The 13,829-nt window shown below is 38.3% G+C and carries 12 protein-coding genes and 1 tRNA gene; 6 read left to right on the plus strand and 7 right to left on the minus strand.

The window, feature by feature from the left end:
- Window position 1 precedes the first annotated feature (1 nt).
- Together ACXPAV_RS01080 and ACXPAV_RS01085 are read left to right on the plus strand one after the other, a co-directional pair.
- The gene (locus ACXPAV_RS01080; protein WP_039090585.1) at window positions 2-1,474 is read left to right on the plus strand and encodes a GntT/GntP/DsdX family permease; all 1,473 of its coding nucleotides are present in this window, start codon (window positions 2-4) and stop codon (window positions 1,472-1,474) included.
- A 72-nt stretch (window positions 1,475-1,546) separates the two neighbouring features.
- Window positions 1,547-2,905 (plus strand): alpha/beta hydrolase-fold protein, encoded by a 1,359-nt coding sequence (locus ACXPAV_RS01085; protein WP_210641197.1) that lies wholly within the window; start codon window positions 1,547-1,549, stop codon window positions 2,903-2,905.
- A gap of 85 nt (window positions 2,906-2,990) precedes the next feature.
- Here the strand turns inward: ACXPAV_RS01085 and znuA are convergent, their stop codons facing one another.
- Together znuA and pdxR are read right to left on the minus strand one after the other, a co-directional pair.
- Entirely contained in the window at window positions 2,991-4,034 is a 1,044-nt protein-coding gene (znuA, locus tag ACXPAV_RS01090) for a zinc ABC transporter substrate-binding protein ZnuA (protein ID WP_458003753.1), read from the minus strand.
- A 77-nt stretch (window positions 4,035-4,111) separates the two neighbouring features.
- Window positions 4,112-5,536 (minus strand): MocR-like pyridoxine biosynthesis transcription factor PdxR, encoded by a 1,425-nt coding sequence (gene pdxR / locus ACXPAV_RS01095; RefSeq protein WP_458003754.1) that lies wholly within the window; start codon window positions 5,534-5,536, stop codon window positions 4,112-4,114.
- 116 nt (window positions 5,537-5,652) lie between these two features.
- Here pdxR and pdxS point away from each other — a divergent pair, with 116 nt between their 5' ends.
- Together pdxS and pdxT are read left to right on the plus strand one after the other, a co-directional pair.
- Window positions 5,653-6,540 carry a pyridoxal 5'-phosphate synthase lyase subunit PdxS gene (gene pdxS, locus ACXPAV_RS01100; protein ID WP_458003755.1) on the plus strand — a complete coding sequence of 296 codons (888 nt, stop codon included), beginning with the start codon at window positions 5,653-5,655 and terminating at the stop codon, window positions 6,538-6,540.
- Between the two features lie 2 nt (window positions 6,541-6,542).
- Entirely contained in the window at window positions 6,543-7,142 is a 600-nt protein-coding gene (gene pdxT, locus ACXPAV_RS01105; RefSeq protein WP_039166772.1) for a pyridoxal 5'-phosphate synthase glutaminase subunit PdxT, read from the plus strand.
- A gap of 34 nt (window positions 7,143-7,176) precedes the next feature.
- Here the strand turns inward: pdxT and ACXPAV_RS01110 are convergent, their stop codons facing one another.
- Together ACXPAV_RS01110 and ACXPAV_RS01115 are read right to left on the minus strand one after the other, a co-directional pair.
- Complete coding sequence (locus ACXPAV_RS01110; protein WP_458003756.1) at window positions 7,177-9,477, minus strand: heavy metal translocating P-type ATPase; 2,301 nt, start codon at window positions 9,475-9,477, stop codon at window positions 7,177-7,179.
- Window positions 9,444-9,827 (minus strand): copper ion binding protein, encoded by a 384-nt coding sequence (locus tag ACXPAV_RS01115; RefSeq protein WP_458003757.1) that lies wholly within the window; start codon window positions 9,825-9,827, stop codon window positions 9,444-9,446. The genes ACXPAV_RS01110 and ACXPAV_RS01115 overlap by 34 nt, the downstream gene beginning before the upstream one ends.
- Before the next feature lie 116 nt (window positions 9,828-9,943).
- Between ACXPAV_RS01115 and cueR the strand changes: the two genes are divergently transcribed.
- Window positions 9,944-10,351, plus strand: a complete 408-nt coding sequence (gene cueR / locus ACXPAV_RS01120; protein WP_039154971.1) for a Cu(I)-responsive transcriptional regulator — start codon at window positions 9,944-9,946, stop codon at window positions 10,349-10,351.
- On the opposite strand, the gene ACXPAV_RS01125 is transcribed toward cueR, so the two are convergent.
- Both ACXPAV_RS01125 and ACXPAV_RS01130 read right to left on the minus strand, forming a co-directional pair.
- A complete protein-coding gene (locus tag ACXPAV_RS01125; RefSeq protein ID WP_458003758.1) occupies window positions 10,352-11,752 on the minus strand; it encodes a multicopper oxidase domain-containing protein in 1,401 nt (466 codons plus the stop codon).
- A gap of 19 nt (window positions 11,753-11,771) precedes the next feature.
- The gene (locus ACXPAV_RS01130) at window positions 11,772-12,503 is read right to left on the minus strand and encodes a 1-acylglycerol-3-phosphate O-acyltransferase (RefSeq protein ID WP_458003759.1); all 732 of its coding nucleotides are present in this window, start codon (window positions 12,501-12,503) and stop codon (window positions 11,772-11,774) included.
- A 124-nt stretch (window positions 12,504-12,627) separates the two neighbouring features.
- Between ACXPAV_RS01130 and lpxH the strand changes: the two genes are divergently transcribed.
- On the plus strand, window positions 12,628-13,380 hold the full coding sequence (gene lpxH / locus ACXPAV_RS01135; RefSeq protein WP_458003760.1) for a UDP-2,3-diacylglucosamine diphosphatase: 753 nt from the start codon (window positions 12,628-12,630) through the stop codon (window positions 13,378-13,380).
- A 101-nt stretch (window positions 13,381-13,481) separates the two neighbouring features.
- Here lpxH and ACXPAV_RS01140 read toward each other — a convergent pair.
- A tRNA-Asn gene (locus ACXPAV_RS01140) sits at window positions 13,482-13,557 on the minus strand.
- Window positions 13,558-13,829 lie beyond the last annotated feature (272 nt).

A 13,829-nucleotide genomic window follows, 5' to 3' on the forward strand; every position in this document is an offset into this window, starting at 1 on the left:
TATGTTTGGTTTGCCGATCCCAATAATTGGGTTAATTATTGCCGTGGCGGTACTGTTGTTTTTAGTGTTGCGCACCCGTGTTCACGCATTCATAGCAATGTTGATTGCTTCAGCGATAGCAGGTTTAGTAGGAGGATTAAATGCGTCCGATACTTTATCTGTTATTTCTAAAGGCTTTGGTAGTACTTTAGGGAGTATCGGTCTTGTTATCGGATTAGGGGTAATGATGGGAAGTATTCTGGAAGTATCCGGTGCAGCGGAGAAAATGGCATACAGTTTCATCAAATTCTTAGGAGAGAAAAAAGAGGAGTGGGCGTTAGCTATTACCGGTTATATCGTTAGTATTCCAATTTTTGTTGATTCTGCTTTTGTGATTTTATATCCGGTTGCGAAAGCATTAGCGAAGAACGGTAAGCGCTCTCTACTCACTTTAGGCGTGGCATTGGCAGGTGGTTTGGTGGTAACTCACCATACTGTACCGCCGACACCCGGTCCATTAGGTGTTGCCGGATTATTCAGTGTTGATGTCGGTGCGATGTTGTTATTGGGAATGTTGTTTGCCATTCCAGCGGTGATCGGGATAGTTCTTTATGCTAAATGGTTAGATAAAAAATACCCGGACTTCAACCAACAAGCATTCACTGATGAAGAATTAAAACAAAAATACGATAACTATATCGCAGAGAAAGAGAAAAAAGACCTACCAAGCCTCACTCTTTCAATGCTACCGATAGTTTTACCGATTGTATTAATCTTCATTAAAGCGATTGTTGACCTGTTAATAAAACAGGGCGTTGCTCCTGAAATGGCAAACGGTTATTTTTACCAAATAATTACCTTTGTGGGAAGTCCTATCACCGCTTTAGCGTTAAGTGTTCTAGTTTCTGTTTATACTTTATTACCGAATGTGGATAAAAATACAACAGCGTTACACTTAGAAGAAGGGGTAAAAACTGCCGGAATTATTTTGTTAGTTACTGGTGCCGGCGGTGCATTGGGTGCGGTATTGCGTGATAGCGGAGCAGGAAAACAACTTGCGGAACAAGTTGCTAATTTACCTATTTCACCAATTTTAATTCCGTTTATTGTTTCAACCTTAGTTCGCTTTATTCAAGGTTCCGGTACTGTAGCAATGGTGACTGCGGCTTCTATTTCCGCACCGATCTTAATGTCTATTCCAAATGTGAATATGTTGTTGGCAGCACAGGCGGCGACAATGGGATCACTCTTCTTTGGATATTTCAATGATAGTCTATTCTGGGTAGTAAACAGAATGATGGGAATTAGTGATGTCAAGAAACAGATGATTGTCTGGTCAATTCCGACAACTATCGCTTGGGCAATAGGTGGTTGCTGTGTGATCATCGCCAACTTAATTTTTGGTGTTGACGGATCAGTATTTGACTTATTGTTCCCATTGGGTGTGCTAGCTGCAATTTTGCTCTATGTTAAAGTGCAGACTAAAAAATTGTAACTGAAAATTTGTAATTTAATAAGTACTCTACATAGCTTATTTGTAGAGTACTTATGTTTAAAAGGTGCTTATATGAAAGCTAGTTATCAAATTTTATTCTTTCTATTTCTACCTTTATTAGCATATTCAGAGTTAGCGCCAGATAAAATATATCAATCTACTCATCCAAATAATGCAAAATTAATTACAGAAGTAACTGAAACAGGGCAAAAAATTACAGGAATTACTTTACAATATGAAGATGAGTTGTTGTTAGGGAAAAATTTATCTAATTTATATCAGGTAGAGGTAAAATTGGATAATAAATCGTTGGGTTACCGTAATATTTTAGATGCTTATACTCAGAAAGATTTTAGATTAAAAAACAAACCTGAAATTGGGAATACAGTTTTTTTAGTATTAGATCCTAGAGATACAATATCTGGAACTTATGAATTAGAAACTGTAAATAAAGAACCAATGACTTTTTTAGCGAAAGATAAAGCTGGTTCTATTATTACAAAACAAATTGTACAAAGTAATAAGATACCTCATTTTTATGGAGATAGATTGCGATATACTATTGAACAGAAAGGTTTAATTAAACTTAGTAATGGAAAAACAATATCACCTAATATAACAGAAGTTACAGCAGAGTCTAAGAATGTTGAAAATATAATTGTAGATAAATTTCAACCTAAAAAAGTTTATATAGATAATCCCAATAACTATTTAAATTATAGGTTATATTCTCCCAATATAATGAAAGGTAAAAAATATCCTTTAGTAATTTTCTTACATGGTTCAGGACAAATAGGTAATGATAATATTGCTCATTTGTTATCTAGTAGAGGGGCTATAAGTATCCTAGACTACTCTTCTAGCTTTGTTTTAGCTCCTCAATATCAATCTGTTTTTGATCCCTTTGATGATAAAAATAAAGGTCAAAAAGGTGGAATACATTGGCAAACTCATAATCGACGTAATTTAATTTTAAAAATGATTGATGAAACTATACAACAAAATCCTGATATTGATAAAAATCGTATTTATCTTATAGGATTATCAAGAGGTGCAGAAGGAGCCATGTATTTATTATTAGATAGACCTAATTTTTTTGCAGCAGCTTTATTAATGAGTGGTAGGGAAGCTGGTACGGTAGAATATATTGATGGTAAAGCAACAGCTTCATTACTTTCTCCAATAAAAGATATTCCCATTTGGTTTTTTCATAGTAAGGAAGATAAAGTATCTCCAGTCGAGGGAAGTAGGAAAAATTTTATGATCTTAAAATATAAGCTGCATAATAAAAATGTACGTTATACAGAGTTTACATTTTTAAATTCAGGGGATAATGGATTTATCAATAATAATGCTCATAATACATGGGATGCTGTATTTAATAGTCCCGTTGTTTATGATTGGTTATTGCAGCAAAAAAGATCCGAATAATTTATTTATTAGTTATATTATCACAATATTGGGGTTAATATTAAAAATAGGGGTTATCCTTTTTAAGGATAACCCCTATTTTATCTTAATTTTTTAAACAATCAGAAAAATCCTCAGCAATCTGCTGTAAAAATGCGCTGTAAGATCCTTTTCCTAAAGCAATTTTTTCACCCATCGGATCTAATTGTCCGATTTTGACATTTGTACTTTGTTGCAAGGTTTGAAGCACTTTCGGGGTAAATTGTGGTTCTGCAAAAAGACACTTAACTTTATGTTCATTAATTTCTTCTTTAATTTTTGCTAATTTTTTAGCTCCCGGAGCAATCAAAGGGTTAATAGTGAAATAACCAGTTTGTTGCAATCCGTAAGCATTTTCAAAATAACGATAAGCATCGTGGAAAACATAAAAACCTTGGTCTTTAAATTCGGCAAGTTGTTGAGTAATTTGCTGATTTGTTGTGGTTAACTGTTGTTTGAATGTTTCGAGGTTAGCGGCAATTTTAGCTTGGTGTTGCGGATAAAGTTGAGTGAGCTGTTGAGCTAATTGTTCTGCAACTTGTTCGCTGATTTTCGGTGAAAACCAGACGTGCCAATCTTGCTCTAATTCGTTGGTTGAGTGATGATGGTCGTGGTCGTGGTCGTGGTCGTGGTCGTGGTCGTGGTCGTGGTCGTGGTCGTGGTCGTGGTCGTGGTCGTGGTCGTGGTCGTGGTCGTGGTCATGGTTGTGGTCATGGTCATGGTCGTGATCGTGGTCGTGATCGTGGTCGTGAGCTGAAGTTTCGCCTAATAACGATTCAATACCGGCTAATTTACTGATAGTTAATACGCTGGTTGCATCACGTTGTGCAATAGATTTTTCTAAAAAAGCATCAATATCTTTGCCGATCCAAAGTACAAATTCAGCATCACGAACTCGTTTTGCATCAGAAGGTTTCATATTGTAATCGTGTGGCGAAGCACCGGCAGGAATAAGTATTTGCGTTTTTGTTACGCCATCAGCAATTGATGAGGCAATGAAACCAAGTGGCCGCACCGAAGTTAAAATATCGGCATTAGCAAATGTGGTAGCGGATATAGCTGAAAGAGCTATGGTGAATTTACTTAATTTATTTATTAATAACTTACACATACTATTTCCTCTTGATGATTAAATGGGGAAAATACACTATGCTTTTTTATCCGATAAAGCAAGTTGTTTTAGTTATTTTAAGTGGAAATATTGTCAGGAGAATAATGCCAAGTTTGCATTAATAATGGGATAGCTTGTGTTAATTCTGTGCTGCTTAGATTGCCAAAACCGAGCGAAAACAGGCGTTTTTGTTGTTGGTTAAAAATCGGGTAAAGTTTGATTTGTGCCTGTTCCGCTAAGGTTGTCAGTTCATCTAGTGTTCTGTGGTCATTGAAAAGCTCAATTAATAAGTAAAAACCGGATTGGGTGCCGTAATAATGGATGTTTCGCCGATAGGGTTGTAGTAATTGGCATAATAATTCCATACGTTTACGGTAATGTGTGCGCATACGTTGAATATGGCGCTCAAAATCTCCGCTTTGCATTAAATTTGCTACAAGATGTTGATTTATACGAGGAACTGTGCAGTTAAATTGTCCGCATAATTGTTGATAATATTTGAGCAAATGTGGGGGTAATACCATAAAGCTTAAGCGTAGTGAGGGCATTAAAAGTTTGGAAAATGAGCCGAGATAGATCACTTTTTCGGCGTGATCCAGACTTTGTAATGCCGGAATCGGTCGCCCTTGATAGCGAAATTCACTGTCATAATCATCCTCTATGATGTAACGATTTTTTTGTTTTTTTGCCCATTCAAGGAGCTGATGGCGTTCATTAATGGAAAGTACACTGGCATAAGGATATTGATGTGATGGCGTTGCGTATACAATATTGATATTGTGTTGTTCAAGTAGTTCAATATTGATCTTTTGTGAGTCATTAATAATTGGTAATTTAATGATCTCTTTATGAATAATGGTTAAGAGCTTTTCTACTGCGGCATAACCGTATTGTTCCATTGCATATTTAAACGGTTGTTTCTCTTGTAAATGATCAAATAGCCAACATAATTGAGTCATTGCTGTTTCCGCACCTGCAATGATAATAATCTGTTCAATTTGACAACGTATTCCCCTAGCGGAATAAAGATAATGTTTTAGCTGTTCACGTAAATAACTATCTCCCTGTTTTTCACCAAGGCAGAGAAGCTGTTGTAACTGATGGTTACTTAATTGGCGTAGCTGTTTTTTCCAGAGATTAAGTGGAAAGGTTTGAGTGTCGATAGCGTTAGGATTGAAATCAAAGCGATAAATTTTGTCTGTTTTTTGTATTCTGTCTGCTTTAAGCGGTAGATCGTTATGAAATAGTTGTCGATGATCAAAACAGACTTTAAATCTTGCTCTTGGGTGTGATTCAATGTATCCCTCCGCCTGTAGTTGTGCATAAGCTGCTTCAATCGTGCTAAGACTAACCAATAATGATTTTGCTAAATGTCGTTTTGACGGTAGTTTCTCTCCTAAGGTCAATATGCCGGCACTAATATCTTTTTTTAGTTGTTGATAAAGTTGTAAATAGAGTGGCATATCACTGTTTTTGTTAAGTTTTAAATGGATTTCGTGCATTTTAATTTTTAAATCTGATCTGATTAAATTTATTAAAACTGATACTTTTAATCATATCTGAATAGCGAAAAATAACAACCGAATAGCAATTCGATTATCGTAACAAGGAGAAAAAAATGAATAAGATTATTGGAAGTGATGTGGTAAAACGTGGTATGGCACAGATGCAAAAAGGCGGTGTGATTATGGATGTTGTTAATGCGGAACAGGCTAGGATTGCTGAGGCGGCAGGTGCGGTCGCTGTAATGGCATTGGAACGTGTACCTTCTGATATCCGCGCTGCTGGAGGTGTAGCACGAATGGCTAATCCTAGAATTGTCAAAGAGGTGATGAATGCGGTTTCCATTCCGGTAATGGCAAAAGTCAGAATCGGTCATATCACTGAAGCAAGAGTACTGGAAGCAATGGGTGTTGATTATATTGATGAAAGTGAAGTGTTAACGCCGGCGGATGAGGAGTTTCATTTGTTAAAAAGTGAGTATACTGTGCCGTTTGTTTGCGGTTGTCGTGACCTTGGCGAAGCATTGCGCCGTATCGGCGAGGGTGCGGCAATGTTGCGTACCAAAGGTGAACCGGGAACCGGCAATATCGTGGAAGCGGTGCGTCATATGCGCAAAGTGAATGCTCAAGTGCGTAAAGTGGTGGCAATGAGTGAAGATGAGTTGATGACAGAAGCTAAAAATTTGGGCACGCCTTATGAGCTATTATTGCAAATTAAACAACAAGGGCGTTTACCGGTAGTGAATTTTGCGGCTGGTGGTGTGGCAACGCCGGCAGATGCGGCTTTAATGATGGAGCTAGGTGCAGATGGGGTGTTTGTTGGTTCTGGTATTTTTAAATCGGAAAATCCAGAGAAGTTTGCTAAAGCAATTGTGCAAGCGACCACTTACTATCAGGATTATGATTTGATTGCGCGCTTATCTGAAGACTTAGGTGAAGCAATGAAGGGGATTGATATAGCTAAATTAAGTTTAGAAGAACGGATGCAAGAACGGGGTTGGTAATAATGAGAGGTGATCAAGGTTATCGGATCGGCGTATTAGCTTTGCAAGGTGCGGTAAGTGAACATATCGTTCAGTTGCAAAGATTAGGTGTTAGTGCAATAGCGATAAAACAACCGGCTGAATTGGAAAATTTGGATGGATTGGTATTGCCCGGCGGTGAAAGCACGGTAATCGGCAAATTGATGCGTGATTATGGTTTTATTACGGCAATCCGAGATTTTGTAGGAGAAGGTAAAGGTGTTTTTGCTACCTGTGCTGGAATGATTTTATTGGCGAAAGAGATTGTCGGTGGAGAAAAGCCATATTTATCGTTGTTAGATATTTCTGTGTATCGAAATGCATTCGGTAGACAAGTAGACAGTTTTCAAATGGATTTAGACATTAAGGGGTTGTCATCGCCTTTTCCGGCGATTTTTATTCGTGCGCCTTATGTTGAAACATTGTTATCGCCACAGGTAGAAATCTTAGCCGAAATTGATAAACGTCCTGTTTTAGTAAAGCAGGGTAATTTATTAGCTTGCTCTTTTCATCCGGAATTAAGTACAGATGAACGTGTTATGCAACTGTTTTTACAAATAGTTGCAGAACGAAATCAGATGTAAAATAAAAGTAGGTCGCCCAACAGGGCTAGACCTACTATTTCCAATAACGAAGCCGATTGGCATTAATTACGACCGTAATTGAACTGCACGCCATCGCTAATGCTGCCCACATTGGGTTTAATAAACCGAATGCCGCAACCGGAATTAAAATAATGTTATAAATAAAGGCAAAAAATAGGCTTAATTTGATATTACTAAAGATTGCCTTAGCCATACGGATTGCATTGACTAATGTCATTAAATTGGAATTAAGCAAGGTTAAATCTGCTGTTTCCATTGAAACTTTAGCACCGCTTCCCATTGCAATCGAAACATCCGCCATCACAAATGCTTGCGCATCATTTACACCATCGCCAACCATTGCGGTAATGCCGTTTTGACGACTTTGACTAATTTGTTCTGCTTTTTGTTGTGGAGTTGCTTGTGCAATCACCTGTGTAATGCCTAGCTGTTTGGCAAAAGCCTCTGCAGTTTGGCGATTATCGCCTGTCAACATTGTGCAATCAATCTGTTGTTGTTTAAGTTGTTGCAATGCTATTTTGGCATCTGGTTTGATCTGATCGCTGACAGCAAATACATTAATTACATCTTGACCGTTTGCTAAAAAGACTAAGCTAGTAGCAAGTTTTAATTGTTGCTGAATAAAAGTCTGGCAAGGTTGTAAATCTACCTTTTGCTCTTGCATAAAACTTAAACTGCCTAAAAGCCATTGCTGTTGTTTAATGGTCGCTTGCAATCCTTGTCCGGCAATCGCATTGACTTGTTTAATCGTCGGCAAAACGGCAGATTGCTGTTGTGCAAATTGGATAATTGCTTGAGCCAAAGGATGCACCATATTTTGTTCGATTGCGGCGGCAATGGCGAAACTTTCACGATTCTGTTGCCAAACAGCGGTTACTTGTGTATTACCACTGGTGAGTGTCCCGGTTTTGTCAAAGTAAATATATTTTACTTGGCTGAGGTACTGTAATCCATTTGCTTCTTTTATCAAGATGCCTAATTTAGCGGCTTGTCCTGTTCCGACAATAATAGACATTGGGATTGCCAATCCTAATGCACAAGGGCAAGAGATGACCAATACCGAAATTGCTGCCAAGGTAGCGGCACTAATATCTGCACCGTTGAGCAACCATAAGCAGAAAGTTAAGGTAGCGATAAGTAAAACGGTTGGTACAAAAATAGCGGAAATTTTATCGACCAGAGTTGCTAACTGTGGTTTAGAAGTTTGAGCTTGATCGATAGTCCGGATCATTTGAGCTAATGTCGTGTTACGTCCTGTCTGAGTCGCCAGCATTTGTCCACCACCATTAGTTACTAATGTACCCGCAGTAACAACATCACCGATATTTTTCTTTATCGGTTGAGATTCACCGGTCAGAATTGCTTCATTTACCCAAAGTTCGCCCGAATTGAGCTTGCCATCAACCGGAATTTTATCGCCTGTTTGTAGTTGTAATAGCATTTGTGGCTGTACTTGTTTGGCCGGAATCGTTTTGGTCTGTCCGTTTTCAATCACCGTGCTTTGTTGCGGCAAAAGATCCATTAAAGCGGATAAGGCTGTGCTGGCGGATTTTTTACCACGACTTTCTAAAATTTTGCCGATATTGACGAAACCAATCACCATTAAACCGGAATCCAGATAAAGATGATGTTGCGTAAATTGATGCGGAAATAGAATAATCAGCAGTGAAAGCAGTAAGCTAGTTAATGCGCCCAGTGTCACCAAGGTATCCATTGATGTTGTCTTGTGCAATAAATTCGTCCAAGCGCGCACAAAAAAGTGTTTGCCTGAATAATAAATAGCAGCAATTACCAATAAACTTAGCAGCAAATAGAAAGCTTGATAACCAACAGGATGCGCTTGACCAAACTGTTCATATGATGGTAGTAGTTTTAACCACATAGCGATCATCAAACCGAAACCGACAATCAACGCTACTGTTGTTTGTTTGATTTTGTGCTGAATATCTTGTTGATATTTTTGCTCAATTTTTTGCGCTCGAGTGATTTCATCTTCAAGCAATTCTGCCTGATAACCAGCAGAGGCAACTGCTTGAGAGATTTGAGTTGTATCTCCACCGACTACGGTAGCGGTATTGTCTGCTAAATTCACTCTAACCTGTTCAACTTGAGAGACTTTTCGGATTGCTTTTTCAACTTTGGCAACACAGGCAGTACAGGACATACCACTAATCAGAAACAGCTGTTCATCTTGTTGCGGCGTGGCGGGTGATTGTACGTCAGCCGTTGTTGTTTCAGCCTCAACGTGTTGCGGCTGACTGGATTCAACACGTTGAGAGGCTACTTTGCCGAATAACCGGCTTGCTCCACGCAATGGATTAAGGTTTCCAAAGTAGCATCACCATAAATGTTTGCAGAAGTTTTTTCTACATCGGCAAACACCACATCAGGCAATTTTTCAAGCGCATTTTTTATGCTGTTAACGCAATGTTGGCAATTAAGACCCGATAAAGATAAGGTTTGAGCTGGTTCGGTAGCAACTTCAGCTTGATAACCGGCATCAACCACAGCTTTGATTAATGCTTCGGTATCAGCATTTCCTTCAACATAGGCATAATGTAGGGAAACTTTCACATTTTCCACTCCTGCTACGGAGGAAAGTGCATTAGTTACGTTTTTTACACAATGTTGGCAAGAGAGATCAGAAAGTTTTAATAGTGTCATTTTTATTCTCCATATATTTTGTATTTTTTTGTTGGTATTGAGTTCAGGCTGTGTAGCGAACTCATCAAACGGTGCTACAATAAACCTTCCAGCAAGGTTAAAGTCAAGGAGAAAAGATGTATATTAATGAAGTAGCTAAATTGACTAATCTGAGTGCGAAAGCAATCCGATTTTATGAACAGAAAGGTTTGATTGCGCCGCCAGATCGGAGTGTTAATGGTTATCGCCAATATAATATGCAGCATATTGAAGCATTAAATTTGATTCGTGAAGCGAGGGAAATAGGGTTTTCTTTGCCAGAATGTGAACAATTATTGGCATTGTATCGCAATCCTCACCGACGAAGTGCAGATGTTAAGGCACAAACTTTAGCGAAGATTGACGAAATTGATGCTCAGATTGCTAAACTACAACAAATGCGTACCAAATTGACAACATTAGCTTCTCAATGTCCGGGAGATGATAGTGAGAATTGTCCGATTATCAATTCCTTAAGCGGACAATATTGTTGCCACAAAACTTGATTATTGAACAACCAGTAATCCCATACAGCCTTTATCTGAGAGTAAGAGATTAGATGCCCCAAAAATAAATGGGTAGGAGTTGGAAGAAGGATTATCAAATTGCACTAAAATGCGTGTTTCGCCTTCTACCCAAACGGTATCTGTCCAAGCCAACATCTCTTTTTTGTTGCGTTCGCCATTTTGCTGTTCAATCAAAAATTTTGCTCCTTGTAATTGGAAACCAGTAGCCTGATCTGCAGTAAGTATCCAACGTTCAACACTGTTTAATTGTGCAAAAATATCAATACGACGAGGATCAAAGCGTCGTTGGTTGATCATTGCATCCTGAGTGCTTAAGTGAATATGTCGCTCTTTTTGTGGTGAGAGTGGTAGCCCCAGTTTCGCATCGGGTAAAGTCGGCTTTTGTTGTGCGAAAGCGGAAGCTAAACCTTGAGGACGTAATTCGACAACAAGATTATTTTCTAGATGATCAGATATTCCTAGCCAACCTCTCACTTTATCAATAATATTTGCTGAATTTCCGGCAAGTAGGCGTAACGGTTTGTTCTGATTTGCATCGACTAAAATTTCAACCCGTTCACCGGGCACCAATAACAATGCTTTTTGTTCTTGTGGCTGAGAGAGAAATCCCAATCCAGAGGCAATTTTGAAGAAAGGTTGTTGGTTATCAAAATGCAGATAATATGAGCGTGAAACCGAAGCATTTAATAAACGAAGACGAATAAAGCCACGTGCGACATTGATAAACGGGTTACATTGTCCATTAACAAAAAGTTGTTTACCTAAAAAAGCGTTTTTTTCCAGATTAAAGACTTGCTGACCACTATAATTTAAAGAAATATCCTGTAAAATCAATGGAATATCATTTTCTCCATATTTGTTTGGTAATAAGTTTTTTTTGCTTTCTTCATCTTCAATAATCCACATTCCGACTAAACCTCTATAGGTTTGATAAGCGGAACGACCAATAGTATCACTGTGATACCAGCAGGTTGAAGCAGATTGTTTGATCTGAATTATCGGCGACCAAGAACTGTTAGGGGCTAAATTGCGGTTAATGCTGCCTGAAATCTCGCCGTTAGCTTGTAAACCTTGGATATTGATGGCAATAGATTCTGTTAAATTATTACGGTAAGTAAGACGTAGGAAGTCATTCTGTTTCATTTTAATGGTTGGACCTAAGTAAAAACCGTTAAATCCCCAAGCATCTACTTTATTGTTATTAAAGGCTTTTTTGACATTACGAGCATTCAGTAAAATCGGCGAACCACGACCGACAGAAGTTAAAGGAGGAATCCAGAGAGGAGGATTGCTATCAGCCCTAACGGTACAAGGCAAAACATTGCCGGCAACAATTGCTAAAGAACCTTGTAAAAAGCGGCGACGTGAATAATTTCCCATAATTTCCTCCTCTTTTTGACTAGGATTTTTGTTGTTTTTGTGCGATTTCGGCATCAAGTTCAGCAATACGCTTAGCCATTAGATCGTGACAATTTTGCGCAAAATTGCGTACGGTTTCTCTATTGTACGTCTTACTGTCGATTGGCGGTAACATTTCGCAAATTACGGTGCCGTTATGCCAACGATTAAGATCAATTTTATTATGTGTTGATGAACAGACAACAGGCACGACTGGCACACCAGCTTCAATAGCGGCATAAAATGCCCCAGTTTTAAATGGCAATAAGCCGCGCCCACGACTGCGAGTGCCTTCAGGAAACATCCAGATTGAAAGATTATCTTTATGAATGCGTTTAGCCAGGGTTGTCATTGTGTTGTGGGCTTTACTGCGATTTTCTCGATCAATAAAAATATTACCGGTAATCCAGTAAAGTATGCCGAAAAATGGGATCCAAATTAGGCTTTTTTTTCCAACGCTGACAGTACGAGGCATTACCATATGAGAAATAGTGACCATATCATAATTATTTTGGTGATTACCGACATAAATACAGCGTTCAAATTTATCGGCTCCTTGAGGATAACGATATTCGACTTTCAGTCCGAAAAGCGGATGAAGACGGGCAAACCAGTGCGCAAATACCGCTACATTATTCGGGTTTTTAAAATTAATTAATGAATAAAGAGAACCGATGACACAGATTAAAATACAACAAATAGCGACTACAATAATACGAATTACTTTAAGCATAGCTTATCCCTCAAATAAATTAGCGCAAGTATAGCGAAATTAGGGGAACAAGTACAAAAGAACAAAGCGTTTATGCGGAAAATGCTTTATAGTATTGCCTTTCTTGATTAATGATAAATAGAAGATGGATAAACCGATTTATTTTATTGCCGATTTGCATTTGAGTGCGCAATCGCCGCATTTACTGGCGTTATTTCGTTATTTTATGCTCGAAAAAGCACCACAGGCACAAGCGTTATACATTTTAGGCGATTTGTTCGATTTTTGGGTAGGAGATGATGAACATTCGCTTCAGATCGATGAAATTAAACGATTATTGCGCGATCTGACCGCAAAAGGGATCGCTTGTTATTTTTGTCACGGTAATCGTGATTTTTTGCTAGGAAAGCGGTTTGCCCGAGAAACCGGTGTGCGGTTGTTGCCGGAATACCAAAAATTGACGTTGTTTGGCGTGGAAACCTTAGTTTGTCACGGTGATACGCTTTGCACTGATGATGTTGCCTATCAAAAATTCCGCAAACGCGTTCATCAGCGTTGGTTACAAAAATTGTTTCTCTGTTTGCCATTGCAATGGCGGATTAATTTAGCACAACGCATTCGCCGCCAAAGTCAGTATGATAAAAAGGAAAAATCATTGCAGATTATGGATGTAAATGCGCAAACTGTAACGGAAATATTTGATAAGTTTCAAGTAGAACAAATTATTCACGGACACACGCATCGTCAAGCAATTCATTATTTAGAAAATGGCAGGAAACGGATTGTTTTGGGTGATTGGCGTGATAAATTATCAGTTTTTGTGGTTGAAAAAGATAAAGCAGGCTATTTTTTGAATTTAGGATTGCCGGAAGAGTATGGAAGTATAAAAGAAACATAAAAAAGAAAGCCCATAGTTTTACTATGGGCGAAATTCTTTTGGCATAAAGACTAAATTTCATAAAAGGAGACAAATAAAACATAGTACCAAAAGAAAAAATTTGGCTCCTCCTGCTGGACTTGAACCAGCGACATATGGATTAACAGTCCACCGTTCTACCGACTGAACTAAGGAGGAATAGCCCCATTGGGCAATGCGGGCGAGATTTTATTGATTTTGATCGCCTTTGTCAACAGTTTGTCATTATCTTATTTTTGCGATAGCGCAAAATCATTTAACCTCTTTTAGCTTAATTAGCAACAAAATCGGTCTCATTGCTGTTATGGCTTTTCTGATTTTTAGCCGTAAGAGAATTAAAGATATGTTTATTTTGTGATCTCGATCTCAATTTGGGAACGTTCCCATTGTGTAAAACTTCATCATTGGTTATGCTGTTACTGGTTAATTTA

This window comes from Gallibacterium sp. ZY190522 (assembly GCF_054166015.1).